The organism is Rhodococcus sp. OK611 (assembly GCF_003050885.1).
GTDB lineage: Bacteria > Actinomycetota > Actinomycetes > Mycobacteriales > Mycobacteriaceae > Rhodococcus_G > Rhodococcus_G oryzae.
The window spans coordinates 94,839-120,359 of sequence record NZ_QAOZ01000004.1 but is presented as its reverse complement, the minus strand read 5'-3'; the positions used below and the strand labels follow the sequence as shown (position 1 = coordinate 120,359).

General features: G+C 66.4%; 23 protein-coding genes and 1 riboswitch. Of the genes, 12 read left to right on the top strand and 11 right to left on the bottom strand.

Annotated features, from left to right (window positions below):
* Window positions 1-9: 9 nt before the first annotated feature.
* Both hutI and hutG read left to right on the top strand, forming a co-directional pair.
* Window positions 10-1,185 (top strand): imidazolonepropionase, encoded by a 1,176-nt coding sequence (gene hutI, locus C8K38_RS06260; RefSeq protein ID WP_097210654.1) that lies wholly within the window; start codon window positions 10-12, stop codon window positions 1,183-1,185.
* A complete protein-coding gene (gene hutG, locus C8K38_RS06255; RefSeq protein ID WP_097210451.1) occupies window positions 1,182-2,144 on the top strand; it encodes a formimidoylglutamase in 963 nt (320 codons plus the stop codon). Before hutI ends, hutG begins: the two co-directional genes overlap by 4 nt.
* Here hutG and C8K38_RS06250 read toward each other — a convergent pair.
* From C8K38_RS06250 to C8K38_RS06235, 4 genes are all read right to left on the bottom strand, one after another.
* On the bottom strand, window positions 2,141-2,320 hold the full coding sequence (locus C8K38_RS06250; RefSeq protein WP_097210450.1) for a hypothetical protein: 180 nt from the start codon (window positions 2,318-2,320) through the stop codon (window positions 2,141-2,143). The genes hutG and C8K38_RS06250 overlap by 4 nt on opposite strands.
* Window positions 2,317-3,153, bottom strand: coding sequence for a DUF4231 domain-containing protein (locus tag C8K38_RS06245; RefSeq protein WP_143548385.1), 837 nt, complete (start codon window positions 3,151-3,153; stop codon window positions 2,317-2,319). The genes C8K38_RS06250 and C8K38_RS06245 overlap by 4 nt, the downstream gene beginning before the upstream one ends.
* A 102-nt stretch (window positions 3,154-3,255) precedes the next feature.
* A complete protein-coding gene (hutH, locus tag C8K38_RS06240; protein ID WP_097210448.1) occupies window positions 3,256-4,803 on the bottom strand; it encodes a histidine ammonia-lyase in 1,548 nt (515 codons plus the stop codon).
* A gap of 77 nt (window positions 4,804-4,880) precedes the next feature.
* Window positions 4,881-6,272 (bottom strand): amino acid permease, encoded by a 1,392-nt coding sequence (locus C8K38_RS06235; RefSeq protein WP_097210447.1) that lies wholly within the window; start codon window positions 6,270-6,272, stop codon window positions 4,881-4,883.
* A gap of 181 nt (window positions 6,273-6,453) precedes the next feature.
* Window positions 6,454-6,571, top strand: a riboswitch (SAM riboswitch).
* A 135-nt stretch (window positions 6,572-6,706) separates the two neighbouring features.
* On the opposite strand from C8K38_RS06235, the gene C8K38_RS06230 reads away from it, so the two are divergent.
* The 3 genes from C8K38_RS06230 (at window position 6,707) to metX (C8K38_RS06220) (ending at window position 10,621) form a co-directional block, all read left to right on the top strand.
* Window positions 6,707-8,017 carry a bifunctional o-acetylhomoserine/o-acetylserine sulfhydrylase gene (locus tag C8K38_RS06230; protein WP_097210446.1) on the top strand — a complete coding sequence of 437 codons (1,311 nt, stop codon included), beginning with the start codon at window positions 6,707-6,709 and terminating at the stop codon, window positions 8,015-8,017.
* A complete protein-coding gene (gene metX, locus C8K38_RS06225) occupies window positions 8,014-9,198 on the top strand; it encodes a homoserine O-acetyltransferase MetX (RefSeq protein ID WP_441346759.1) in 1,185 nt (394 codons plus the stop codon). Before C8K38_RS06230 ends, metX (C8K38_RS06225) begins: the two co-directional genes overlap by 4 nt.
* A 262-nt stretch (window positions 9,199-9,460) precedes the next feature.
* The gene (metX, locus tag C8K38_RS06220; protein WP_097210653.1) at window positions 9,461-10,621 is read left to right on the top strand and encodes a homoserine O-acetyltransferase MetX; all 1,161 of its coding nucleotides are present in this window, start codon (window positions 9,461-9,463) and stop codon (window positions 10,619-10,621) included.
* A 78-nt stretch (window positions 10,622-10,699) separates the two neighbouring features.
* On the opposite strand, the gene C8K38_RS06215 is transcribed toward metX (C8K38_RS06220), so the two are convergent.
* Together C8K38_RS06215 and C8K38_RS06210 are read right to left on the bottom strand one after the other, a co-directional pair.
* Window positions 10,700-11,011, bottom strand: a complete 312-nt coding sequence (locus tag C8K38_RS06215; RefSeq protein ID WP_097210444.1) for a DUF3017 domain-containing protein — start codon at window positions 11,009-11,011, stop codon at window positions 10,700-10,702.
* 9 nt (window positions 11,012-11,020) lie between these two features.
* Window positions 11,021-11,881 (bottom strand): bifunctional methylenetetrahydrofolate dehydrogenase/methenyltetrahydrofolate cyclohydrolase, encoded by an 861-nt coding sequence (locus C8K38_RS06210; RefSeq protein ID WP_179800460.1) that lies wholly within the window; start codon window positions 11,879-11,881, stop codon window positions 11,021-11,023.
* Between the two features lie 32 nt (window positions 11,882-11,913).
* Between C8K38_RS06210 and C8K38_RS06205 the strand changes: the two genes are divergently transcribed.
* On the top strand, window positions 11,914-12,435 hold the full coding sequence (locus C8K38_RS06205; RefSeq protein WP_179800459.1) for a GNAT family N-acetyltransferase: 522 nt from the start codon (window positions 11,914-11,916) through the stop codon (window positions 12,433-12,435).
* 121 nt (window positions 12,436-12,556) lie between these two features.
* A complete protein-coding gene (locus C8K38_RS06200) occupies window positions 12,557-12,922 on the top strand; it encodes a winged helix-turn-helix transcriptional regulator (protein WP_179800458.1) in 366 nt (121 codons plus the stop codon).
* Here C8K38_RS06200 and C8K38_RS06195 read toward each other — a convergent pair.
* The 5 genes from C8K38_RS06195 to C8K38_RS06175 all read right to left on the bottom strand — a co-directional run bounded on the left by C8K38_RS06195 (window position 12,919) and on the right by C8K38_RS06175 (window position 19,113).
* Window positions 12,919-13,527 carry a pentapeptide repeat-containing protein gene (locus C8K38_RS06195; protein ID WP_097210441.1) on the bottom strand — a complete coding sequence of 203 codons (609 nt, stop codon included), beginning with the start codon at window positions 13,525-13,527 and terminating at the stop codon, window positions 12,919-12,921. The genes C8K38_RS06200 and C8K38_RS06195 overlap by 4 nt on opposite strands.
* An 83-nt stretch (window positions 13,528-13,610) precedes the next feature.
* A complete protein-coding gene (locus C8K38_RS06190; RefSeq protein WP_143548384.1) occupies window positions 13,611-14,021 on the bottom strand; it encodes a pyridoxamine 5'-phosphate oxidase family protein in 411 nt (136 codons plus the stop codon).
* 120 nt (window positions 14,022-14,141) lie between these two features.
* The gene (locus C8K38_RS06185) at window positions 14,142-16,463 is read right to left on the bottom strand and encodes an arylsulfatase (RefSeq protein ID WP_257017078.1); all 2,322 of its coding nucleotides are present in this window, start codon (window positions 16,461-16,463) and stop codon (window positions 14,142-14,144) included.
* A 303-nt stretch (window positions 16,464-16,766) separates the two neighbouring features.
* On the bottom strand, window positions 16,767-17,897 hold the full coding sequence (locus C8K38_RS06180) for a type I restriction endonuclease (RefSeq protein WP_097210439.1): 1,131 nt from the start codon (window positions 17,895-17,897) through the stop codon (window positions 16,767-16,769).
* A gap of 160 nt (window positions 17,898-18,057) precedes the next feature.
* Complete coding sequence (locus tag C8K38_RS06175) at window positions 18,058-19,113, bottom strand: AraC family transcriptional regulator (protein ID WP_143548383.1); 1,056 nt, start codon at window positions 19,111-19,113, stop codon at window positions 18,058-18,060.
* Window positions 19,114-19,827: 714 nt separating this feature from the next.
* Here C8K38_RS06175 and C8K38_RS06170 point away from each other — a divergent pair.
* The 5 genes from C8K38_RS06170 (at window position 19,828) to C8K38_RS06150 (ending at window position 25,492) form a co-directional block, all read left to right on the top strand.
* Window positions 19,828-20,718, top strand: coding sequence for a TauD/TfdA dioxygenase family protein (locus C8K38_RS06170; protein WP_097210437.1), 891 nt, complete (start codon window positions 19,828-19,830; stop codon window positions 20,716-20,718).
* An 81-nt stretch (window positions 20,719-20,799) separates the two neighbouring features.
* Entirely contained in the window at window positions 20,800-21,390 is a 591-nt protein-coding gene (locus tag C8K38_RS06165) for a hypothetical protein (RefSeq protein ID WP_097210436.1), read from the top strand.
* Window positions 21,391-21,583: 193 nt separating this feature from the next.
* Complete coding sequence (locus C8K38_RS06160) at window positions 21,584-23,137, top strand: long-chain-fatty-acid--CoA ligase (protein WP_097210435.1); 1,554 nt, start codon at window positions 21,584-21,586, stop codon at window positions 23,135-23,137.
* 77 nt (window positions 23,138-23,214) lie between these two features.
* Window positions 23,215-24,150: an alpha/beta fold hydrolase gene (locus C8K38_RS06155; RefSeq protein ID WP_179800457.1), complete on the top strand. Its 936-nt coding sequence runs from the start codon at window positions 23,215-23,217 to the stop codon at window positions 24,148-24,150.
* Between the two features lie 13 nt (window positions 24,151-24,163).
* Window positions 24,164-25,492, top strand: coding sequence for an MFS transporter (locus C8K38_RS06150; protein WP_097210433.1), 1,329 nt, complete (start codon window positions 24,164-24,166; stop codon window positions 25,490-25,492).
* The last annotated feature ends 29 nt before the right edge of the window (window positions 25,493-25,521 follow it).

Genomic DNA, 25,521 nt, shown 5'->3' with positions numbered 1-25,521 from the left:
GCCGTGAGCATCAGCCCCTGGGTGGTCGTCGACAACATCGGCACCCTGGTCACCAACGACCCGGAGGCCGGCGAGGGCAGGCTCGGGCTCATCCGTGACGCCGCCGTGGTGCTGGGTGACGGCGTCGTCCAGTGGGTGGGCGCACGTGCCCACATCCCGCAGGGCAGCGCGGACGCCACCGTGGACCTCGACGGCCGGGCCGCGCTGCCCGGGTTCGTCGACAGCCACGCGCATCTTGTCTTCGGCGGCGAACGGGCCGAGGAGTTCGCCGCCCGGATGGCGGGCACCGCCTACGCCGCGGGCGGCATCCGCACCACCGTCGCGGCAACCCGCGGCGCGACGGACGCCGAGTTGAGCGCGACCGCCGCGCGACTGGTGGCCGAGTCCGTCCGCTCGGGCACCACCACGATCGAATGCAAGTCGGGATACGGGCAGTCGGTCGTCGACGAACTGCGGAGCCTCGAGGTGGCCGCGGAGGTCACGCCCGAGACGACGCTGCTGGCCGCGCACCTGACTCCGCCCGAGTTCGAAGGCGACACCGATGCGTACGTGCGGATGGTGTGCACGGAGATGATTCCGGCGTGCGCGCCGAACGCCAGGTGGATAGACGTGTTCTGCGAGACAGGGGCATTCGACGAGCACCAGTCGCGGGCGGTGCTCGAGGCGGGCATCGCCGCCGGCCTCACGGCACGGGTGCACGGCAACCAGCTCGGCCCCGGCCCCGGGGTCCGACTCGCCGTCGAGCTACGCGCCGCCTCCGTCGACCACGTGAATTTCGTGACCGGCGAGGATGTCGAGGCGCTGGCATCGGGCGAGACGGTCGCGACGCTGCTGCCGTGCGCCGACTTCTCCACCCGCAACCGGTATCCCGACGCCAGGACCCTGCTCGATGCAGGCGTCACCGTCGCGCTGGCCTCGGACTGCAACCCCGGCACGAGCTACACGACCAGCATTCCGCTGTGTATCGCCCTTGCGGTACGCGAGATGCACATGAGTCCGGACGAGGCAGTCTGGGCCGCGACGGCGGGCGGCGCCGCGGCGCTGCGGCGCAACGACATCGGACACATTCGGGTCGGGGCCAGGGCCGACCTGATCGCGCTGGACGCGCCCACGCACCTGCACCTGGCCTACCGGCCGGGTGTGCCGCTGGTCCACGAGGTGTGGAAGGACGGGTACCGACGATGACGAAGGTGGACCTCATTCCCGGCGCCTGGTCGGGACGCGACGACGGCCCCGGCCCCGAGCACCTGCGCTGGCATTCGGCGATGTCCGCTTTCCATGCCGGCATCGCGCCGGGGGCAACCGTTCTTGTCGGCTTCCGCAGCGACGAGGGCGTACGGCGGAACCGAGGCCGACCGGGGGCCGCGAGGGGTCCGACCGCCCTGCGCCACGCGCTGGCGTCGATGGCACTCGCGGCGCCGATCCGGGTGTTCGACGCGGGCGATGTGGCGGTCGCCGTCGGTCACCTCGAGGACGGGCAGCGGCGGCTCGGCGATGTGGTGGCCGGGCTGCTCGACGCAGGCCATTTCGTCGCGGTGCTCGGTGGTGGGCACGAGGTCGCCTACGGAAGCTATCTCGGGCTGTCGACCTCGGCGGCGGGCATGTCGGGCGCGCGGCTCGGGGTGCTGAACCTGGACGCGCACTTCGATCTCCGCGACGATCCCGCGCCGAACTCCGGGACACCGTTCCGGCAGATGGCCGACGCCGAGGCGGAGCGCGGTCGGCTGCTGAACTACGCGGTGCTGGGCATCGCGCAGCCGAGCAACACCGCGGCGCTGTTCACGCGCGCCGTATCACTCGGCGTGCGGTACCTGCTCGACGACGATTGCGGCACGGCGAACCTGCCCGCCGTGGAGTCGTTCGTCGACGAGTTCCTCCGGACGGCCGACCTGGTGCACCTGACCATCGACCTGGACGTCCTGCCCGCGTCCGTCGCACCCGGCGTCAGCGCCCCCGCGGCGTTCGGGGTGCCGCTCGAGGTGATCCAGCGGGTGTGCGACATCGTCGCGCGTAGCGGCAAGCTCGCAGTGCTCGACATCGCGGAGCTCAATCCGAAGCTCGACTTCGACAACCGGACCGCACGAACCGCGGCGAGGCTGATCCATCGCGTCGTCACCTGGCGGGCGCCGCCGGCCGAGGCCTAGTCGACGTCGGGTCTTCGCTCGGACCACTTGGCCATCCAGCTCGCGTTCTCCGCCGAGATCGCGCCCTCACAGTCGTCGACGAAGGCCTTCCACGCGGCCGGGTCGGTGGGCGATCCGCTTGTCCGCCACTCGTTCACGCGCCTGCCCAGCCGACCCGCACAGGCGGAATAGCTCATCGCGAGGTAGTCGTACCTGCTGCCGGCCGGTGAGCCGCAACCGCTCCCCCGAGCGTCGTCAGCACGGCCACCCACGGTGCGAGGCCGGATGACGGTTGGTCACCCGCCGAGGTGTCGGCGTCGCCGGCGAGAACCGTGACAACGGCGGCGACGCTCGCGGTCGCCACGCTCAACCCGAGCGCCACCCGTCGCAGGCGCAGGGCCCGCCCCGCGTACGCGCAGGCCCTGGGTCGGTAGTACTCGGTGATCTGACTCTGCACCCGATCCCGGACGTAGTCCCCCGGTGTCATCGGTCCAGGAACCACGGCGTCGCGGACCTCCGCGTCGTCCTCGCCGAACTCGGCGAACTCGGCGAACTCGGCGAACTCGGCGACAGAGGCCAACAGGTCCTCGACGGCCTCCTCGATCTCCGCGACCTCCGCTGCCAGTCGCGCGGGCGCGTCCGCGCCGTCGAAGGGAACCGCCCCGGCCCGAAACCTCAGCACCAGTTGCTTGATGCCCTCCGAGGCGGCCCGAGCCCTGGTCCAGCGACGGACCGCGTCGGGCGTGAGCAGGAAGGCCGTCACGACGGCCGCGATGGCCAGGCACACCGCGCCGAACGCCGCCACCGGGACCCTGGCCACGTCGGCCGTCCTCAGGAAGGTCGCGGTCGACGTCGCTGCGATCGCGCCCGCGGCGCCGAGGTAGAGCACGGCCGCGCGGGCGATGTCGATACGCCTCTTGAGACGGTCGGCCACGAGGGACCAGCGAACGCGTGTCACCCAGATCGAGGCGACCAACGCTTCCTCATCGCTCGTCGCGCGCTCGGTCGGCACGGCGCGGGAAACAGCCATGACGACCACCTCGTTCACAACGACTCGGGTCCGCCCGCATACCCATGCTGTGCCCCGGCGCCGTGCAGGTCACGGGTAGTCGGCTACCCGATCCCGGTCGACTCAGGCGAGGTCCCCGACCAGCATCTCGGCGCTGCGCAGCAGCGCACCCGAGGCCGCCAGCTCGACGGCGGCCCCGATCTCGGGGGCGAGGAACCGGTCCGGGCCGGGTCCGCCGACGCGGGCCCGGATCGCGTCCCGCACCGCGGCGGTCGCGGGCGACGGACGCAGCGGGGCCCGCAGGTCGAGCCCGCGCGCCGCGGTGAGCGCCTCGATCGCGAGCACCCGGGTCAGACCGTCGATCGAGTGGCGGAGCTTGCGCGCGGCCGACCATCCCATCGACACGTGATCCTCTTGCATGGCCGAGGACGGGATCGAGTCAACGCTCGCAGGCGACGCCAGCCGCTTGAGCTCCGAGACGATCGCGGCCTGGGTGTACTGCGCGATCATGTGCCCGCTGTCCACCCCCGGATCGTCGGCCAGGAACGGCGGCAGCCCGTGGCTGCGCGCGGTGTCGAGGAACCGATCGGTGCGGCGCTCACTCATGCTGGCCACATCCGCGACGACGATCGCGAGGAAGTCCAGCACGTATGCCACCGGCGCCCCGTGAAAGTTGCCGTTGGACTCGACCCGGCCGTCGAGGGTCACCACCGGGTTGTCGATGGCGCTCGCGAGTTCGCACGCCGCGACCCGTTCGGCGTGCGCGAGGGTGTCCCTTGCGGCGCCCGCGACCTGCGGCGCGCACCGCAGCGAGTAGGCGTCCTGGACCAAGGGGCAGTCGGGGGTGGCGTGGCTGGCGACGATCTCCGAGCCCGCCAGCAGCCGGACCATGTTCGCCGCCGCCGCGGCCTGTCCGGGATGCGGCCGCAACGCCTGGAGATCGGCGGCGAACACGCGGTCCGTGCCGAGCAGCCCCTCGACGCTCATCGCGGCGGTGATGTCGGCCAGCGGCAACAACCGGCGCAGGTCGTCGCAGGCGAGCACCAGCATGCCGAGCATCCCGTCGGTGCCGTTGATGAGCGCGAGGCCCTCCTTCTCCTCGAGGGCCAGCGGGTAGATCCCCGCCGCTGCCAGCGCATCGGCGGCAGGCAACTGCTGCCCCGCGGCGTCTCGGACCAGGCCCTCCCCGGTCACCGCGAGCGCGATGTGCGCGAGCGGTGCGAGGTCGCCCGAGCAGCCGAGGCTACCGAATTCGGGGACCACGGGCGTGATCCCGGCCGACAGCAACGCGGCGTAGGTGTGCGCCACCGCGGGTCGTGCGCCGGTGCGCCCGGTCGCCAGCGTGGCCAGGCGCAGCAGCATCATCGCGCGTACCACCTCGCGTTCGACCTCCGGACCGCTCCCCGCGGCGTGCGAACGGATCAGGCTGCGCTGTAGCTGGGCCCGCAGCTCCGGCGGGATGTGCCGGGTGGCCAGCGCGCCGAAACCGGTGGACACGCCGTACACCGGACCGAAGTCCCTCGCGAGCGCCTCGATGTGCGCCCTGGTCGCCGCCATGGCCGAGACGGCCTGATCCGACAGTCCCACCGCGGCGTCGGAACGGGCCACACGCAGCACCTGGCCTGGCGTCAGGGGGCCGACGCCGACCAAGACCGGTCCGGGACTGTCCACCGCGGGCTCCTCCGTCGGGAAGCGAGCTGCTGCTCACATCCTCCCGCCGAATCGGGCGCGGCGCGGGGGAATCGCCGTCAGGACGGCTGATGCACGAGTTCCGGCTCCGATTCCGGCTGCGGACGGACGAAGCGGAAGTAGGCGAGGGTGAGCAGGATCAGCCACACGGCCCCGACCACCAGCGCCACCCTGGTGTCCGCGGAGAAGGCGAGGACGACGATCACGAAGACCAGGAAGGCGAGCGCCAACATCTGCCCGTACGGCCAGAACGGCACCGGGAACTTCAGCTCCGCCGTCTCCTCCGCGCTCATCCGGCGCCGCGACCGGTATTGCGACAACAGGATCATCAGCCAGACGAAGATCGTGGCGAAGGTGGCGATGGAGGCGATCACGAGGAAGACGGACTCCGGGATCGCGTAGTTCAACAGCACCCCGACCAGCAGGGCCACGATCATGATGACCACCGTCATCCACGGCACGCCGTTGCGCGAGACCCGCCGCATGATCGCGGGCGCCTGCCCGCGTTGCGCCATGCCGAACATCATCCGGCCTGCGCCGAAGATGTCGCTGTTGATCGCCGACAGCGCCGCCGTGATCACCACGATGTTCAGCACGGTCGCGGCGGGGCCGATGCCGAGGCCCTCGAAGATCTGCACGAAGGGGCTGCCGTCGGTGCCGATGCTCTGCCACGGGTTGATCGCCATGATCACCGCAAGTGTGAGCACGTAGAACAGCATGATCCGGATCGGCACCGTGTTGACCGCGCGCGGGATGGTCCGCTCGGGATCCTGCGCCTCGCCCGCGGTGACACCGATGATCTCGGTCCCGCCGAAGGCGAAGACGACGATCGCGAAGCAGCCGACGAAGCCGCCGAAGCCGGTCGCGAAGAACCCGCCCTCGGACCACAGCTGGCTGATCCCCGTACTGGTGTCGTGGATCCCGAAGCCGAAGATCAGGATCGCCACACCCGCGGCGATCATCGCCACGATCGCCGCGACCTTGATCAGCGTGAACCAGAACTCGAGCTCGCCGAACACCCTGACGCTGAGCAGGTTGATCGCGCCGATGAAGAAGACGATCGCCAGCACCCAGATCCACCGCGGCACGTCGGGGAACCAGAACCCCATGTAGACGCCGAATGCGGTCACGTCCGCGAGGCAGACGACGATCATCTCGAAGGTGTACGTCCACCCCGTCATGAACCCGGCCAGTGGCCCGAGGTGCTTGCTCGCGTACTCGCCGAAGGAGCCCGACACCGGATTGCTCACGGCCATCTCGCCGAGGGCGCGGAGCACGATGTACACCGCCAGGCCACCGATCAGGTAGGCCAGCAAGACCGACGGACCGGCCTGTTGGATCGCCGCGGCGGAGCCGTAGAAGAGTCCCGTCCCGATCGCGGAGCCGAGTGCGATGAACCGGATGTGCCGGGCGGTGAGACCTCGGGTCAGCGCCGTGGCGGCGGCTTTCACTATCGGTCTCCCTGCGAGGTACTCGAAACTCGGGCGATGCCAAGAACTTGATGATGGCGACCAGGAGCCTAGCCCTGTAATGCAGGTCACCCGCCGTCGCCGTGTCTCGCAGGGGCCTCGGTCACACCGAAACGCCGCCCTAGCTGTCGACCGTTCGATCCGAGCCGCTAATATCGAGGGCGGTCATGAGTGCCAGCATCAAGCCCCGGCTAGCTGGTCGGCAACCCTCCATCCGCGGTGGGGTGCCCCGGGTGATGACCGGGTTGTCCGAGAAACAGTTCGGATGACAAGCGCGGGTCCGTCGGGACGGACCCACAAACCGGGCCACGACCCACCGGAGGTTCACCATGTGTTGTTGTCGCAGATAGGACCCACTCTTGCCCCCTGGCGCCTGAGCTGCGCCGATCTCCCCAATTTCTTGGAGTAGACAACACATGAGCGAGAACACCCCCGTCACCGACCCGACCGCGGCCTGGAGCTTCGAGACCAAGCAGATCCACGCGGGCCAGACGTCCGACGCGACCACCAACGCCCGCGCCTTGCCGATCTACCAGACCACCTCGTACACGTTCAACAACACCGATCACGCGGCGGCACTGTTCGGTCTGGCCGAACCGGGCAACATCTACACCCGGATCATGAACCCGACCCAGGACGCGGTCGAGCAGCGGATCGCCGCGCTCGAGGGCGGTGTCGCGGCACTCCTGCTGGCCTCGGGTCAGGCCGCGGAGACCTTCGCCATCCTCAACCTGGCCGAGGCAGGCGACCACATCGTCTCCAGCCCGCGCCTGTACGGCGGCACCTACAACCTCTTCCACTACACGCTGCCCAAGCTCGGCATCACGGTCAGCTTCGTGGAGGACCCCGACAACCTCGAACAGTGGCGTGCGGCCATCCAGCCGAACACCAAGGCCTTCTTCGGCGAGACCATCTCCAACCCGAAGAACGACGTCTTCGACATCCCCGGTGTCTCGGCCGTGGCGCACGAGAACGGCATCCCGCTGATCGTGGACAACACGGTCGCCACCCCGTACCTGATCCGGCCGCTCGAGCACGGCGCGGACATCGTGGTGCACTCCGCGACGAAGTACCTCGGCGGCCACGGCACGGCGATCGCGGGCGTCATCGTCGACGGCGGCAACTTCGACTGGACCCAGGGCAGGCACACGAACTTCACCACGCCCGATCCCAGCTACCACGGCGCGGTGTTCGCGGACCTCGGCGCGCCCGCGTTCGCGCTCAAGGCCCGCGTGCAGCTCCTGCGCGACGTGGGCGCAGCGGTCTCGCCGTTCAATGCCTTCCTCATCAGCCAGGGCCTGGAGACGCTGAGCCTGCGTATCGAGCGGCACGTCGAGAACGCCCAGCGGGTCGCCGAGTTCCTGCAGGCCCGGCCCGAGGTCACCTCGGTCGCCTATGCCGGCCTGCCCTCCTCGCCCTGGTACGAGCGCGGCCAGCAGCTCGCACCGAAGGGTGCGGGCGCGATCGTGGCGTTCGAGCTGGCCGGCGGGGTCGACGCGGGCAAGAATTTCGTCAACGCCCTCACCCTGCACAGCCACGTCGCCAACATCGGCGACGTGCGTTCGCTCGTCATCCACCCCGCCTCCACGACGCACTCGCAGCTGACCCCCGAGGAGCAGCTGGCATCGGGCGTGACCCCGGGCCTGGTGCGGCTCGCCGTCGGCATCGAGGGCATCGACGACATCCTGGCCGATCTCGAGGCCGGTCTCGCGGCGGCGGCATCTTGACAGTGCGCTCCGAGTCAGACGCCCGTTCGGCGCGGCCTTCGCGGGGAGCCCGACCGGCCCTCGCGGGGTTCCCGCCGCCGAACGGGCGGTTGACGGGCATCGGTATCGGCGCACTCCGACTGGAGAACGGCGTCGTCCTGCCCGATGCCACCCTCGCCGTGCAGGCCTGGGGTGAGCCGAACGCCGACCTCGACAACATCGTGCTCGTCGAACACGCCCTGACCGGCGACTCACACGTCTCCGGTCCCGTCGACGACGAGCACCCGTCGCCGGGCTGGTGGAACGGCATGATCGGCCCCGGCGCCCCCATCGACACCGACGAATGGTGCGTACTGGCCACCAACGTCCTCGGCGGCTGCCGCGGCACCACCGGTCCCGCCTCGCTCGACCCGGACGGCCGGGCCTGGGGATCACGCTTTCCGGAGATCTCCATCCGCGACCAGGTCGAGGCGGAACTCGCGCTCGCAGACGCGCTGGGCATCGACCAATTCGCGGCGGTGGTCGGCGGCTCGATGGGCGGCATGCGGACCCTCGAATGGACTGTCGGCCACCCCGACCGCGTCCGGTCCGCCCTGATTCTCGCGGTCGGGGCGCGGGCGACCGCGGACCAGATCGGCACCCAGACCACCCAGATCGCCGCGATCACCGCCGACCCCGACTGGCAGGGCGGCGACTATCACGGCACGGGACGGGTGCCACGCGCCGGACTCGGGATCGCCCGACGGATCGCGCACCTGACCTACCGCACCGAGGACGAACTCGACACCCGATTCGGCAACGCCACACAACCAGGCGAGGACACCTGGCAGGGCGGCCGCTACGCGGTGGAGAGCTACCTCGAGCACCAGGCCGACAAGCTGGTCGCCCGCTTCGACCCCGGCACCTACGTGCTGCTCACCGAGGCGATGAACCGTCACGACGTCGGCCGCGGCCGCGGCGGCATCGAGGCCGCACTGGCCTCCACCCCCGTCCCTGTCATCGTCGGCGGCGTCGACTCCGACCGGCTCTACCCACTGCGCCAGCAGGAGGAACTCGCCCAGCATCTGCCCGGGTGCGACGGGCTTCGCGTGGTGAACTCCCGCTACGGCCACGACGGCTTCCTCACCGAGGCCGAATGGGTCACCAAGCTGCTCGGCGAGACCATGGCGCTGGCCCGGGCGGGCCGTAGCTCCGCTGAATAGGGCGAATCTCGCGGGGCCGTACGGATGGACTGTCGGCCACCTCACCGAGGCCGAACGGGTCACCAAGCTACTCCGCGAGACCGCCGGCTCTGGCCAAAATCGACAGCATCGGGGCCGCGGGCGGCCAACCCGGATTCATGCCAGCGAAAAGTTTCCGGATTGCCCTCATCCTGGACGCTTGATCGATAACATTCCCGCCGTGTCAACACCAACGATCAACCTCAGCACCCCCGTCGAGCAGCTCGCGACCGACGCCACCGTGATGGCGGTCACCGCTGAGTCGGTCACCCGCAGCGTCGTCGCGTTTCCACCGACGAACGGGTGTCTGACCGAGATCCGCATCGGCACGCTCCAGCTGGAGGGCGGTGGTGTCCTCCCGGACGTCACCGTCGCCCTGCAATGCTGGGGCACCCCCAGCCCGGAGCTCGACAACATCGTGCTCGTCGAGCACGCCCTGACCGGCGACTCGCACGTCACAGGGCCCGCCGACGACGAGCACCCGTCGCCGGGCTGGTGGAACGGCATGGTCGGCGCCGGTGCCCCCATCGACACCAACGAATGGTGTGTGATGGCCACCAACGTGCTCGGCGGCTGCCGCGGCACCACCGGACCGAGCTCGCTCGCACCCGACGGAAAGCCATGGGGATCACGCTTCCCCCTGATCTCCGTCCGCGACCAGGTCGCGGCCGAGGTCGCCGTGGCCGACGCGCTCGGCATCAGGCAATTCGCCTCCGTCGTCGGCGGTTCGATGGGCGGCATGCGCGTCCTCGAATGGACGATCGGCCACCCCGACCGCATCGGCTCGGCCCTTGCCCTTGCGATCGGTCCGCGCTCCACCGCGGACCAGATCGGCGGCCAGACCACCCAGATCGACGCCATCACCACGGATCCGAACTGGCAGGGCGGCGACTACTACGGCACCGGCAGGAGCCCGGATTCCGGGCTGAGCATCGCCCGCCGGTTCGCGCATCTGTCGTACCGCGGCGAGGAGGCCCTGGACCTGCAGTTCGAGAACGCGGCACAGCAGGGCGAGGACATCTGGCGCGGCGGCCGGTTCGCGGTGCAGAGCTACCTCGAGTACTGCGCGGACAGGCTGGTGTCGAGCTTCGACGCCGGCTCCTACGTTGCGCTCAGCGAGGTCGTCTGCCGATATGACGTCGGTCGCAACCGCGGCGGGATCGCGGCCGCGCTGGCGTCGACCCCGGTCCCGGTGGTCGTCGGGGCCATCGACTCGGACCGGATCATGCCGCTGCGCCATCTCCAGGAGATGGCGGACCTGCTGCCGGGCTGCGCAGGCCTGCGGGTCGCGCGGTCCGACGCCGGGCACGACGGCTTCCTCACCGAGGTCGACTGGGTCACCTCGCTGGTCGACGAGACCTTGACGCTGGCCAGGGCCAGCAGGGTGAACACCGCAGTGGCGTGATGCGGTGCTGCCGCCGTGACGGCGGCAGCACCGCGCTCGCGGCGCCCGCAACCACGGGCGCCCCGATCAGGGCACCCCTCAGTCGGTGCCCAACGGATCGATCGAGACCGCCAGCCACACGATCGCGGCGCCGACCGCGGTCAGCGCCCCCACGTCGAAGCGCTGACCCCGGACCGCGAGCAGCCCAACCCGCTCGGTGGGCAGGCACAGCCGGAATCCGGCGGCCAGCAGCGTCGCCAGCCCGAATACGAAGGCACCGCGACGCCATCGGTCGGCGAGCACGAAGACCACCGCGACGAGCACCACAGTGAACACCGCCAACAGGGGCAGGTTCTTACGAGCGAAGCGCACCCAACGGTTCGCCGTCGGTGCGGACGTCTGAGCGGTCATCGCCGGGTTCTACTCGGAGCCCGCTGCGAGCCGCTCCGCGCGCTCCACGACGTTGGTCAGCAGGAAGGCTCGCGTCAGCGGCCCGACGCCGCCCGGGTTCGGTGAGATGAACCCCGCGACCTCGCGGACGCTGTCGTCGACGTCACCGCGCAGACCGTCGGCGGTCCGGCTGACACCCACATCGAGCACCGCGGCGCCCGGCTTGACCATGTCCGCGGTGATCAGTCCCGGAACCCCGGCCGCCGCGACGATGATGTCGGCGCGCTCGACCTCGGCCGCGAGGTCCTTGGTTCCGGTGTGGCAGAGGGTGACCGTGGCGTTCTCGCTGCGACGGGTCAGCAGCAGACCGATCGGCCGGCCGACGGTGATGCCACGGCCGACGACCACCACGTGCGCACCGTTGATCGGCACCTCGTAACGACGGAGCAGGTGCACGATGCCGCGGGGGGTGCAGGGCAGCGGTGCCTCCTTGCCCAGCACCAGCCGGCCCAGGTTCACCGGGTGCAGCCCGTCGGCGTCCTTGCCCGGGTCGATCCGCTCGAGCGCGGCGTTCTCGTCCAGGTGCTTGGGCAGCGGCAGCTGCACGATGTACCCGGTGCACTCGGGGTTGGCGTTGAGCTCGTCGATGGTGGCCTCGAGCTGGGCCTGGGTGATGTCGGCGGGCAGGTCGCGCCGGATCGAGGTGATCCCCACCTTGGCGCAGTCGTTGTGCTTACCGCGCACGTAGGCGGCGGATCCGGGGTCGTCGCCGACCAGGACGGTGCCCAGCCCGGGCGTGATGCCCTTTGCCTTGAGCGCATCCACTCGGGCTTTGAGATCGATGAAGATCTCGTCGCGGGTTGCCTTGCCATCCAGGATCGTCGCAGTCACGGCCACCATTGTTTCAGGTATGACTGGATGGCATGGCAACGACTCCCGAACAGGCACCCGATCTCGTCGGCCCGAGGGTGGTGCTGACCGCGATCCGCCCCGAACACCGCGACCGGCTGCGCGAGATCCACCGCCAGCCCGACGTCCGCAGATGGTGGCAGATTCCCGACGACGACTGGCCCGAGGTCGAGGAGCCGGACACCGTCAAGTACACCGTGCTGGAGGACGACCAGGTCATCGGCTTCGCCCAGTGGTACTGCGAACCGGACCCCGACTACCGGCACGCCGGGCTGGACCTGTTCCTCTCGTCGGGGACGCAGGGCCGGGGCCTCGGCACCGAGGTGGTGCGGGTCATCTGCGCTCATCTGATCGATGACCACGGGTTCCACCGGCTGGTCATCGACCCGAAGCTCGCCAACACCCCCGCGATCGCCTGCTACCGCAAGGTGGGCTTCAAGGACGTTGGGGTGATGCGCGAGTACGAGAAGAACAAGGAAGGCACCTGGGACGACGGGCTACTGATGGACTTGCTGGCGCGCGAGTTCGTGCGCTGAGGCGCAGGGCCCGTCAGCCCTCGGGGTACAAGACGGGCTTCAGCTCCGCCCAGGTCCGTCCGGCCGTCAGGAAGCGGGTGTCGGCGACTTCCTGCTCGTGCTGCGCGAGGCGCATTACGGCGTGACGCGATTCGATGAGATGCGGGCGGACCTCGAGATCCCCCAGGCCGCGTTGAGCTCGCGATTGAAGGGGCTCGTCGACGAGGAGCTGCTCGAGCGGCGGCCCTATCAGGAGGAGGGTTCGCGCACCAGGGACGAGGACGTGCTCACCCCCAAGGGCCGCGCACTGTTACCCGCCCTGATCGCCTTGATGCAATGGGGCGACCGCTACGCGAGCACGGGCGGCGCTCTCCGGTTCCACCATGCCAGGTGCGGCGGGACCGTGACCTCTCGTCTCGTGTGCGACTGCGGGCATCTCGCCGAACCGGCGGACCTGGTTGCCATCGCGACCGAGGACGCCGACATCGCGGCGGACGGGAGTCGCTAGGGCTCGACGATCAATCCGTGCGCGGCGGCCATCGCGATCGCCTGCGTCATCTCGATCTTCGCCTGGTCCAGCTTGGCACTCGTCCACAGCGCGGCGTCGACGTGCGCACCGCGCAGGTCCGCACCCTCGAGCCGCAGGCCGCTGGTGCGGGCGCCGAACAGGTCGACGGACTGCAGCACGGCCTGCCGCAGGTCGGCGTCGACGAGGTTGGCCTCGCGCAGTCGACAGTCGGTGAGGTTGACCCCACGAAGGTCGGCCTTGCCGAGCGAGGCGAGCGTGAAGTCCACCTCGTCGAACTCGATCGGCCGGATGCGGCAGTCCTGGAAGTTGGAACCGAGCAGGCTGGAACTCCGGAACACGCTGTGCCACAGCCGCGTCCGAGTGAAGGTGCAGGACCGGAACGCCGTCACGGTGTGATGCGAACCGGACAGGTCCGCGCCGGTGAAATCGCAGTCGGTGAACACCACCCGTTCCGTGCGCAGCTCACTCAGGTCCGCGTCACGGAAGTTGCAGCCGGTGTAGTGCCGATCCTGCCAATTCTGACGCGGCAAACGCGCGTCCGAGAAGTCCTCGCCGACGAATTCCTCGGGGTGTTCCGATGCCATGTGGCCATCCTGCCCCCACCCAGCGACGCGGCGGTGCGGCGGTGGCCGCCTGCCCGCCGCACCCGGTCTGCTACTCGGCGCCGTCAGGCCGGAGGCGTCAGGCGCACCCGGGTCGGCGTGATCCGCAGTTCGGTGCTGTAGATCCGGTCGATCTCCTCGACCGTGGTCCCCAGCTCGCCGGTGATGCTGGCCTCGTACTTGTCGAGGTAGGCACGCAGGCCGCTCGACTTCTTGTTCGGCGTCGCCGACGCGGTGCCGTTGATGACGACGATGTCGGCGCCGTGCGGGTCGGAGTTGAAATTCAGGGTGACCGTCGGTCGCTCGGCGATGTTGTGCACCTTCCGCGATCCAGGGGCGCTGAACACCACCAGATCGTCACCGTCCGGCACGAACCAGACCGGGTTCGGTGCCGGCGCTCCGCTGTCGGTAACGGTGGTCAACCAGGCGATGTGATCCTCTGCGATGTGGCGACGAGCCTCGGGCGGCATGTCCATGTCGGCCTCCAATCGGGGTCTGTCTCGACGATACGACCGATCGGCGGCCCGGGGCGCTGAACGGCCCGCCACCTGTACCCGGGATCAGTAGGGATTCGCTATGCCCCCCTATCTGACCGCTCAGATGTATTCGACCAGCATCTTCTCGATGTGGCCGGTGAACGGGAACGGCGCCCGGTCGTAGTAATCCAGAGACACCGGCGAGCCGAGACAGGTGCCGATGTCGAGGCATTCGTTGGCGGTGAAGATCAGGGGCACACTGATCGGGACGATGCCGTCGGCGACCTGTTCACCATCGACGCAGACGGTGATGTGCAGCGGCCCGCCGGGCCGCGGTTCGGTGAATTCGGTGATTGTCTCGATTGTCTTCCTGCCGGTGGTCACTGCGGTCGCCGACCGGATCTTGGTGCGCATGAGGATGAACAGGTTGTACTCAAAGCAGAGGTACCCGTCGTCGAGGTAGCAGGTCAGTCCGCCGCCGGCGCCGCCGAGCGCGTAGAGGACACCGTCCGCCTGGTCCGGGATGCTGACTTCGAGGGTGACGCGGTTGTTCTTGTTGCCCAACGCGGGGGCACAGAACTCGGGCATCCGAGTGATGGGCCCGGGGAACTCCCACCGTGTGTAGGGCGGGGTGATGCGTTGGTCCGGGTGCAGGACCGGCACCCACAGTCCGCCGCCGATCGGGAGTGCGTGGTTCTTCGCCGCTTCGATCGCGAAGATCTCCTTAAGCTGGGCGAGTTTGTCTGGGCGTTGCGCGGCGAGATCGTGGTTCTGGGTGAAGTCGTCGTCGAGGTGGTAGAGCTCCCACACGTCGTCGTCGGGGGTCCAGTCGGTGATGCCTGGCGGCAGGCCGGGCAGCCACGGCACTCGCGGGCCGAATGCCGACGCCATCCAGCCGTCGTGGTAGATGGCGCGGCTGCCCATGACCTCGAAGTATTGCGTGCGTTTGCCGCCGGGCGCGTCGCGGTCGAGGAGGGTCTCCGCGAAACCGGCTCCGTCGAGGGGGTCCTGCGGGAATCCGTCCACCACCCGGGGCGGGGCGATCCCCACGATGTCGTAGATGGTGGGGACGATGTCGTTGCAATGCAGGAAGCGGTCGCGTGGCACCGGGTCGGGGGTGATGGTCGCCGGCCAGCGGACCGCCAGCGGGTTGCGGGTGCCGCCGAGGTGTGAGGCAAGCAGCTTGAGTCCCTTGAACGGCGTGCTGCCCGCCCAGGCCCAGGCGGCGTGGTACTGATTCTCGGTCTTCGGGGACCCCAGCGCGTCGAGTCCGCCTAGTTGGTCGAGCGCGGCGATGTGCTGCGCCGCGGTGGTGGGGATGCCGTTCTGGGCGATCAGTTCGCAGATGGTCCCGTTCTGTCCCTCGCCGGAGGATCCGTTGTCGCCCCAGATGTAGAAGATCAGGGTGTTCTCGCCATATCCGAGCCGGTCCACCTCATCGACGAGGCGACCGACCTGGACGTCGCAGTGTTCTGCGAACCCCGCCGCGACCTCCATCAGCCGCCGCTGGAACGGTTTCTCGTCGTCGGGGATGTCGTCCCATCCCGCCATGTCCGGGTGCCGTTCGGTCAACTCCGCCTCGGGTGGGATCCATCCCTTATCCTTGGCCCGTGCGAAGACCCGCTGCCGGTAGGCGTCCCAGCCGTCGTCGAACTTGCCCGCGTACCTGTCGGCCCAGTCCTTCATGATGTGGTGCGGCCCGTGTAGGCAGCCGCTCGCCCAGTACAGGAAGAACGGCTTGTCTGCGTCGAACGCCTTGTGTTTGCGCAGCCAGTCGATCGCGTCGTCGGCGAGGTCCGCGCTCAGGTGGTAGCCCTGTGCGGGGGTCTTCGGGGGCGCGACGAGGGTCGTGTTGCGGACCAGGTTGGGTTCGTACTGGGAGGCCTCCCCGGCAAGAAATCCGTAGAAGTAGTCGAAGCCCAGCCCGGTCGGCCAGTTGCCGAACGGACCAGCGGCGGTGGTCTCCTCCGCGGGGGTGTTGTGCCATTTGCCGAACGCGGCGGTGCTGTAGCCGTAATGCCGCAGGACCGTCGCGGCGGTGGCGCTGGAGCCGGGAATGTGTCCGGAATAGCCGTCCCAGTCGTTGGCCAACTCGGCGATCTGGCCGTTGCCGACGCGGTGGTGATTGCGGCCGGTCAGCAGGGACGCCCTCGTCGGCGAGCACATCGCAGTCGTGTGGAATCGGTTGTAGGACACCCCCTCCGCGCAGATCCGGCTCAGGGTGTCGGTGCGGACCTCGCCACCGAAGGTGTCCGGCAGTCCTGGTCCGGCGTCGTCTATCAAGACGATCAGCACGTTGGGTGTGTCTTCGGGCAGTCGGCGCACCTTCGGTCGTGGCCGATATGTCGATTCCTGCATCGTGCGTCCGGCGATGCTGCCGGGTGGGGGTGGTGGGAACGGCAGCGTGTCGCCACCGGGGATTGGATCGGCGATGATGCCCATCGTTATGCCTTCCGAAGGCCTACCAAGATCGCCGCCGTGACCCAGCCGGCAGCGCCGTCTGACACAAACAATCACAGCACGAATCGGTCCATCCCGCGATCATCCTTTCCCGACGGAGGAACTTCGCCGGCGCGTCCCGATCATCGGCCGTTGGCGGAACTCGCTGACCAGCACCGTCCCGGTAGCCCCGTCCAGTGAAGATCTTCATCCCGGGGCGGCGATCGGGACACCTGGGTCCGTGAACGGCCCGCCACCGACGTGGCACCGACCGAACCCGAACGGTTGGTGCCACGTCCCATTTCCTCAGCTGACCGGAGTCAGTTCACCCTCACCTGCATACTCGCGGATGACGGTCCTGATCTGCTCGGCAACGTTGTAGATGTCCACGACAGATCCGATATCGTGCCGAACTCCGGCCTTGTTGCCACCCTCGAAGGTCATCACGTACTTCACGCTCTTGCCATTCAAGTACAGGCGGATGATCGGCTTCCGGTTATTGTCGTCGAGCAGGACCGCGAAGTACGTCTTGGCGTCCCGGTGGACGATCCGCTGCGGAGCGACCTCGGAAACAGCAATAGCCCGAACGATGTTGAACCCTTCGAGTTCCTCGTCGGTGGTCGTGATATCGGGATCCGGGGCACTGCCAAGTACTGCCTCGGCTTCCGCCACAACCGATTCTGCCGGCGCGGGAGCCTCTACCCCGTCAAAGCTGGGCGCATCGCCTCCGAGTGCATTCTTGAGCCGGTCATTCACCTGGTCACCGATGTACTGACTGGTGGCCTTGGTGACCAAGGGCCGGAACTGTTCCACAACCTTTTGAGTGGCCTTACCGTCGTAGGCCCGCGACACGAAGTACTTGATCCAATCGTCGCTGGGGTTCTTGACCTCACCTGCCAAGACCCGTTTGATCATGCCGATGTACTTGAGCTCCTCAGCTGCGTTGACCACCGAATCCAGGTCGAACGACTCCTTCGACAGCTTCTGCATCTCGGGGATCAGAGTGCGGTCGATGTCCAGAAGGTCGAAGACCAGGAACGGCTTCGCATCCATCACATTGGGGGCATCGCCATCGGTGTACACCTGGTACACCTGACCGTTCGTCAGGATCGCAATACGCGCCTGAGTGACCGCAAAGTACCGGAACAACTGAGACGCATGGTTCACGTTCAGCGGCTCGCCGACTTTCTTGCACTCGACCAGCATCCGAACTTCGCCGTTCTTCAGAATGGCGTAGTCGATCTTCTCGCCACGCTTCACGCCGACGTCGGCGACGAACTCCGGGACCACTTCGCTGGGGTCGAAGACGTCGTAACCGAGTACCGATGAGATGAACGGCATGATGAAGGCATTTTTCGTCGCCTCCTCGGTCTCGATACCGGCCTTCTTCTCGCGGATCTTTGTGGCTAGGGCGTTGATGCCCTCGGCGAAACTCATCCGGACTCCCCTGGTCGACGTGCAACGGGTGCTAACCCAGGGCAAGAACTTTCACTGCCGAAGCAGCACCAGACAGCGCTCTCCGCCCGCCTGCAGTTTCTATCGATACCAGCGTCCATCGCGCTCGACTCCATTCCCCACTATGCGCCACCACGAAGTGCTATCGTGCGGCCCGCCATACCGTCGGGCTGGATCCGAACTCAGTTCGAAACCATCGCGAGAACGCGGAGAGTTCGGAAAATCCAAGCAGTCCTGCGATATCCGTCAGGGAGCGCGCCTGCTGGGTGACATACTTTTGGGCCAACTCCGCCCGGGTGGTGTTCACAATCTCCGAGAATGACGTGTTCGATCGAGCAAGAAGTCGATGTACCGTGACGCGGTTGACTCCCAGGGTCTTCGCGACGTGTTGCAATGAGCACCGACCGGTCGGAAGAGTCGTCTCGATCAATTCACGGACGCGATCGAGGTCACCGACTGGGCGCGGGCTAGCGATCGTATCAATATAATCCTTCGCGAATGATTGAAATAGCGGGTCATACTGACTGTTCAGGATATCCAAATCGCACGCATGGAATTCAAACCCATTGAAATTATTGCCAAATTGGACCGAGTTGCCCAAGGTTCGAAGGTGAAGGGTCCGGGCGACCGGCGCGGCGTGCGTAAAGCAAATGGTTACCGGATTCCAATTTTTGCCGACAACGATCCTGATTAGACGGACAAGCGCCCAAACAGTCATCTCAGAAAACTGCCTGTATACGCCATCGGGGCGAACGTCGAAGCCAACCCGGACCTTCGCGATGCCGTCCGCTTCCGCGATTCGGATACTGATGGCCTCGCTGCGAATGTGCTGGTAATTGCCGAGCAGCATCAGAACGCCACGCATATCCGGTTCGCCCTGCGCGGCGACGCTGATCGGACCCAAATTGGTCATCTTGCGATTTTCAGCCAGACGAATTCCAAGATCCTCGAGGCCCGTTGCCTCCGCAGATCGCTCGAGCAGTTGAGTGGCTGCGTCGATGGCGATCCACTGATTCGGCATAGCCAGATCAGCCGCCTGGAGTCCTACAGACCTCAGCAATGGAAGTGGGTCAACTTTCCGAGACCGAATGAAATCCAGATAGCCGGTCAGAGCGGCATTGCGAACAAGCAGTGTCATCGCGGCGTCTTTCCGGTAATCGTCGAACGGCAGAGGGCCTTCGCCTTCAGTCTGATCCACGGAGTTGCCCTATTGCGGCACAATAAGAGAGTTGCCTCCTGCGATGGGATTATGCGACTTCGAAGGTTCACGTATTGGCAGTCGAGAGTACCTCGTGGATGCGATTGTGGATAGCCTTGATTTGCCGCGCCGAGCGCGTGACGGCCTGTGACCGTTGGCGGATAGGCAGATACCGGTCCCCAAGCAGTGAACCTTGCAATCGGGATCTGCCTTTCCCTCGACAGATCGGCTCCCACAGGCCGAGGCTGGACGGGATACAGCAGGCCACTGGGCTTGCCAGGACTTCGATGGCCATCAGCCATGGCATGGGACAACCACCACCTCCAGCAAGCCTGCCATGACAATCTGACCAGGATCTGAAGCTGCGATACCGCGGGCACTCAGTGAACTCGGTGTCCGTGAACTCGGTGTCCGTCGCGTTCATATCAACCTTTGGGCGCCGGAACTGCCGGCGATGCCACAGCGCTGATCCGCTAGGCCGCCCGAACCCGCCGTTCGTCGCGGGCGAGGTCCGCGCCCCGAGCAATAGCGCGTCAAGCGAGATGCAACACGAGGTCAAATTCTAATCGCGACTGACCGCTACAGTTTCGACATCTGAAGCTGCGAATCCACCCATTGTTGGCCCGCAACTGATGAGCATCCAGCCGGCGATCCCGGCATCACAGGCCAAGCTGAAAGATTATCCCGCCGCCTGAAATCGAAGGAGTCACGTCCATGCACAACGCCGTCAAAGTCGAGGAATCAGCGCAATCCGAGAAGCCCCTGATCCAAGTGAAGCAGTTGACACGTCACATCGGTGCCGAGCTGTTTGACGTACAGATCCCGGACATCACTCGCAACGATGCGCTCTTCGCCGAACTGAGGACGCTCCTCCTCAAGCACAAAGTGCTATTTCTCCGAAATCAGGAAATCACACGTGCCGAACACGTAGAGCTTGCGAAGAAGTTCGGATCGCTCGAAGACGGACACCCAAACACCGATGCTGACTCGGGTGTGGTTCTCCTGTACAAAGATAATTCAAGCGAGGGGCACTACGAGAACGCCTACCATAGCGATACCAGCTGGCGCGAGCACCCCTCCATGGGCTCCGTCCTCCGTTGCGTGGAAAAGCCAGAAGTCGGTGGCGACACCATTTGGGTCAACATGGTCGAGGCGTATCGGGAGCTTCCGGATCACGTCAAGGATGAGGTGCGGTGCTTGCGTGCCCGGCACAGTTTTGAGGCAGTCTTCGGTGCCGCTAAGCCACTGGAAGAAAGACACCAGCTGCGAGACCGCTTTCCCGATGCCGAGCATCCGGTTGTGCGCACGCATCCCGATACGGGGGAAGAGATCCTCTATGTGAATGTTTTCGCCACGCACTTCACCAATTTCCACACCCCGGACCGCGTGCGTTACGGCGCAGATTACTCACCCGGCGCGAGCGATTTGCTCAACTACCTGAAAAGTCGGGCGGCGATTCCCGAGTATCAGGTCCGTTGGACCTGGACGAAGGACAGCGTCGCGATTTGGGACAACCGATCCACGCAGCACTACGCGGTGCAGGATTACTGGCCGGCAGTCCGGAAAATGGAGCGCGCGACAATCGCGGGCGACAGGCCATTCTGAGACCTCCCCTTCTGAGGTATTCGCTGCAGGCTGGACACAACCAGAGTGCATACCCATTTTCAGCTTCTGAAAGGAATCACAATGAGCAGGTTCGACGTCACCAAGACAAATATCGCGGTCGCGCAGCTGATCGAGCGGACCGACAACCCGCGGCACAAGTACCTGCTGCATGCTTACAACCGGCACCGCAACCTCGAGGTCGCCGGCCGCTGGGAGGAGATCTTCGCGCCCGACATGATGGTCGAGAACCCTGTCTACAACTTCAACACCTTTGGACGCACGATCAGGCTCGAGGGTGCCGACGCGATCAAGAGCATCTACAGCGAATGGGCTGGCACCGGGGAGTGCATCTTCTACGTCGAGCACGAAAAGATCGCTGTCGGCGACAACCTGATCTGCACCGACTTCGTGCTCTACCAGCAGACTCCAGGATCCTCGCTGGTGGCTGAGGGTATCGACGTCGACCCGCAGGCGACCTACCTGATGAAGAACCGTCAGTACATGAACTGGCCCTACGACGACGAGGGCCGCCTCATCGGTGAGGACGTGTGGGAGGTCGACGCATCGACCCGGGAGTACATCCGACTCGCCCCTTCCGAGGTGCTCACCTGTGCACAGTCGGCGCCCCTGCTCGAACACCTGATCAAGCCGCTGCCGCACCGACCCTTCTAGGGGATTCCTCGTCTACGCCCGCCGGAGACCGTGCCGCCGCCACCGGCGTACCACTTCCTCAGGCGCCCGCGCAGACCTGCCCACACCCGGCGGCCCGGCGTTGACATGGTGACCGCCGGGCCGCTCGTGCGCCGCCGCGGGCCGACTGAAGACACCGCCGGCGGAAGCGCCAGCCAGCCAAGAGAGACGCCACATGCTGAATATGTCCATGTTTCTAGAAGATTCCGCCCGGCGGTACCCGGACCGTGACGCGATCGTCCACGGCGAACGGCGGTTCACCTACGCCCAGGTCGACGCCGCCTCGAACCAGGTAGCCAACCTGCTCGTGTCACGCGGGATCCAACCCGGCGACAAGGTGGCGCTTTCCCTCCCGAACGTGCCGTGGTTTCCGATTCTCTACTACGGAATTCTCAAGGCCGGCGCGGTTGTGGTGCCGCTGAACGTCCTGCTCAAGGGTCGTGAGATCGCTTATCACCTGGCCGATTCGGATGCCAAGGCGCATTTCTGCTTCGAGGGCACATCGGACCTGCCGATCGCCGAGTTCGCCCGGGAAGGCTACGAATGGACCCCGACCTGTGAGGATCTGTTCGTAATCAGCGCGGACGATGTGCCTGTCACCGGGGGCAGCACCACTCTGGCGCAGGCGTTGGCGGACCAACCCACTACATTCGCGAGTTCGCTACGGGAGGCCACCGATACCGCGGTGATCCTCTACACCAGCGGCACCACCGGCCGGCCCAAGGGCGCCGAGCTCACTCACTCGAACATGGTGCTCAATGCGCTGGCGTCAAACCGCCTTTTCGACTCCCAGCCAAGCCGGCACGACACGCATTTGACCGCGCTACCGCTCTTCCACACCTTCGGTCAGACCGTGAACATGAATGCGGCGTTTTCGGTGGCCGCGACGTTGATCCTGTTGCCGCGGTTCGACGCCAAGTCTGCCTTGCAGATCATGAACGAACAGACCGTGACTGTCTTCGCCGGCGTACCGACCATGTACTGGGGTTTGCTCGATATTCTCGGCACGCTCGACGACGGAACCGACGTGGAACGAATCGCGAAGAATCTGCGCAAGGCGATCTCCGGCGGAGCGTCGATGCCGGTAGAGATCCTCAAGCAGTTCAACGAGCGATTCGGGGTCCAGATCCTCGAGGGTTACGGACTCTCGGAAACGTCACCGCTTGCGGTGTTCAGCGATTCCGAGCGCGACGCCCGATCAGGGTCGATCGGCACGCCGATATGGGGCGTGCAGGTCCGATTGATCGATACCGATTGGAACGTTCTCACCGGAGCGGACGTGGTGGGAGAGGTCGCAATTCGTGGCCACAACGTGATGAAGGGCTACTACAACCGGCCCGCGGCCACCGAGGAAGTGATGCGCGACGGCTGGTTCCGGAGTGGGGACCTAGCCCGCCGCGACGAGGACGGCTTCTACTACATCGTCGACCGGGCCAAGGACATGATCGTGCGGGGTGGTTTCAACGTCTACCCCCGGGAGATCGAGGAGGTGCTCATGGCGCACGAGGCGGTTTCGCTGGCGGCGGTGGTCGGAGTACCACACGAAAGTCATGGCGAGGAGGTCAAGGCCTTCATCATCCTCGACAAGGATGCGGATATCTCCGAAGGTCAGCTGATCGACTGGACCAAGACGCAGATGGCCGCCTACAAGTACCCGCGGCAAATCCAGTTCGTGACGTCGTTGCCGATGACCGCCACAGGGAAGATTCTCAAACGCAGCCTCGCCTAGTTGCGTATTCACATCCGACTGCGCCGGCACTGGTGGCCCATCGCGAAATGCGACCCGGGACGGCAGCCAATTACCTGATGATCACTGGCCCGATGGGGCAACGCTACCTGGAGAAGACAATGCTTGAAGAGATGCAGATTGTGGTAGGAGACGTCCGGTCGCCGGTAAAGACCAACTGCCACTTGGGTTCCGAGGAGGTCGTGCTCTTCGTGCACGGAAATCCCGGTTCGGCCGGCGACTGGGATCCGATTCTGATGAAAGTCGCAACATTCGCTCGGGTGATCGCCCCCGACATGCCAGGCTTCGGCGACGCCGAGCGCCGAGCGGATCAAGCTTACGACGTGCAGTCGCAGGCAGCACACCTCGACGGCATCGTCAAGCAGTTCGGGGTCAAGCGTGCGCACCTGGTCCTCCACGATTTCGGGGGTCCGTGGGGGCTCGCCTGGGCCGCCGCTCATCCGCAGCAGGTAGCCAGTGTCACGATCATCGACACCGGGATCAACAGGGACTCGCATTGGCACGGGTTCGCTCGTCTGTGGCGAACCCCGTTCGTCGGCGAACTGGTGCAACTGCTGATGACCAGGCAGGTCAACCGGGCGATAATCGGGCGCAAGAACCCCGCCTTGCCCGAGAATTGGCTGAACCAGATTGCGGACCACGCCGCCCCGGGTGGTACCAAACAGGCAGTGCTCCAGATGTACCGGTCGATGGATCTTTCCGTCCTCGAGAGCAGTTTGACGGGCCCGCTACGAGATCTGGAAGTTCCGGCGCTCGTGGTGTGGGGCGCGGACGATCCCTTCTTCCCCGTCGACTTTGCCCGGCGGCAGTTGGAGAGCTTCCCTGGCGCGCAGGTCGCAATCGTGCCTGGGACTGGGCACTGGCCCTGGCTGGATGCGCCCGACAAGGTCAACGAAATTGTGTTGCCGTTCCTTCATGCGCAGCTCGGCGATGCCTCATCCGATGCGGCTGGCGCCACGTGCCGCGACCTGCCCGAGGCCACGATCGGCCACTAGTTTAGGAGCACCAATGGGACTGCGTGCCCAATCCCCCGAACACCTGGCCGGCGCTCCCTTCGTCGGGCCGGGCGCCCAGTCGACGAGGTATCCGTGGATCGTCTTCGCCCTCACCTTCGGTCTGCTGCTCGCGGACTACATGTCCCGGCAGGTTCTCAGCGCCGTCTTCCCGTTCTTGAAAACCGAATGGGCTCTGTCTGATTCCGAGCTCGCCTCGCTTTCCAGCATCGTGGCGCTCATGGTCGGCCTCCTCACCCTGCCGCTGTCGTTGCTGGCCGACCGGTTGGGCCGGGTCAAGAGCCTGATTCTCATGGCGGTTCTCTGGAGCATGGCGACATTGTTGTGTGCGGTGGCCACCAGCTACGAGCAGATGCTCGGCGCCAGGTTCCTCGTCGGAGTGGGCGAGGCCGCCTACACCAGCGTCGGCATCGCGGTCGTGCTCAGCGTCTTCGCCCCCCGATTGCACGCCACCCTCAGCGGGGCCTTCATGGCCGGCGGATCATTCGGGTCGGTCATCGGTGTCGCACTCGGCGGGATCATCGCCGTCCACCTGAGCTGGCGTTGGTCATTCGCTGCCATGGCGGTCTTCGGTTTGGTCCTGGTGGCGCTGTACCGGGCACTGATCACCGAACGCAAACTCGCCCAGCATGCCGCCGACGACTTGCACCAAGCCACTGCTGCGACACCGGCGAGGTACCGCGCGCCGGTCTCGAGCCTGTTCACCAATCCAGCGGTCCTGTGCGCATACATCGGCGGTGGACTGCATCTGTTCACCGCCGGAGTGTTGCTGTCATGGCTCCCAAGCTTTTTCAACCGCTATTACGGCTTCGCCCCTGCCAACGCCGGGGTGATGGCGTCGATCTTTGTGTTGCTCGTCGGCAGCGGAATGGTGATCTGCGGCATCATTACTGACCGCGTCGGTCGTATCGACACCAGCCGCAAGTGGACCGCCGCGATTGTCTTCTGCATGATCTCGCTCGTATTCCTGACGGTTGGATTTCGCGTCGGTACCGGGGCCGCTCAAATGGTCCTTGTCGGAATCGGCGCCTTCTTCTCCGGTGGGGCGTCCGGCCCATCCGCGGCGATGGTAGCCAATCTCACGCACTCCTCTGTCCGAGCCTCCGCAATGGGTACGCTCGCCGTTTCCTACAACCTGCTGGGAATGGCACTGGGACCATTCGTCGTCGGTGTCCTCGCCGACCGCGTAGGACTGCTCGGGGCTATGCAACTCACCCCGCTGGTCTACCTCGGTGCGATCGCCGCGCTGGTCGCCGGCAAGCGTCTCTACCCTGCAGGCGTGCGAAAGCTCGCCGCACTGAGCACGGAAATACCACGTCCGTGAAGTGAACTTCCCGCCCCACGTGGAGCAGA

Coding starts and splice junctions, on each gene's coding strand:
- C8K38_RS06155 (WP_179800457.1), top strand. CDS start 23,215: ATGATCACTGGCCCGATGGGGCAACGCTACCTGGAGAAGACAATGCTT.
- C8K38_RS06245 (WP_143548385.1), bottom strand. CDS start 3,153: ATGGCTGTTTCCCGCGCCGTGCCGACCGAGCGCGCGACGAGCGATGAG.
- hutG (WP_097210451.1), top strand. CDS start 1,182: ATGACGAAGGTGGACCTCATTCCCGGCGCCTGGTCGGGACGCGACGAC.
- metX (WP_097210653.1), top strand. CDS start 9,461: ATGGCGGTCACCGCTGAGTCGGTCACCCGCAGCGTCGTCGCGTTTCCA.
- C8K38_RS06165 (WP_097210436.1), top strand. CDS start 20,800: ATGAGCAGGTTCGACGTCACCAAGACAAATATCGCGGTCGCGCAGCTG.
- C8K38_RS06185 (WP_257017078.1), bottom strand. CDS start 16,463: ATGGGCATCATCGCCGATCCAATCCCCGGTGGCGACACGCTGCCGTTC.
- C8K38_RS06190 (WP_143548384.1), bottom strand. CDS start 14,021: ATGGACATGCCGCCCGAGGCTCGTCGCCACATCGCAGAGGATCACATC.
- C8K38_RS06250 (WP_097210450.1), bottom strand. CDS start 2,320: ATGAGCTATTCCGCCTGTGCGGGTCGGCTGGGCAGGCGCGTGAACGAG.
- C8K38_RS06230 (WP_097210446.1), top strand. CDS start 6,707: ATGAGCGAGAACACCCCCGTCACCGACCCGACCGCGGCCTGGAGCTTC.
- C8K38_RS06205 (WP_179800459.1), top strand. CDS start 11,914: ATGGCAACGACTCCCGAACAGGCACCCGATCTCGTCGGCCCGAGGGTG.
- C8K38_RS06150 (WP_097210433.1), top strand. CDS start 24,164: ATGGGACTGCGTGCCCAATCCCCCGAACACCTGGCCGGCGCTCCCTTC.
- C8K38_RS06215 (WP_097210444.1), bottom strand. CDS start 11,011: ATGACCGCTCAGACGTCCGCACCGACGGCGAACCGTTGGGTGCGCTTC.
- C8K38_RS06195 (WP_097210441.1), bottom strand. CDS start 13,527: ATGGCATCGGAACACCCCGAGGAATTCGTCGGCGAGGACTTCTCGGAC.
- C8K38_RS06170 (WP_097210437.1), top strand. CDS start 19,828: ATGCACAACGCCGTCAAAGTCGAGGAATCAGCGCAATCCGAGAAGCCC.
- C8K38_RS06160 (WP_097210435.1), top strand. CDS start 21,584: ATGCTGAATATGTCCATGTTTCTAGAAGATTCCGCCCGGCGGTACCCG.
- C8K38_RS06180 (WP_097210439.1), bottom strand. CDS start 17,897: ATGAGTTTCGCCGAGGGCATCAACGCCCTAGCCACAAAGATCCGCGAG.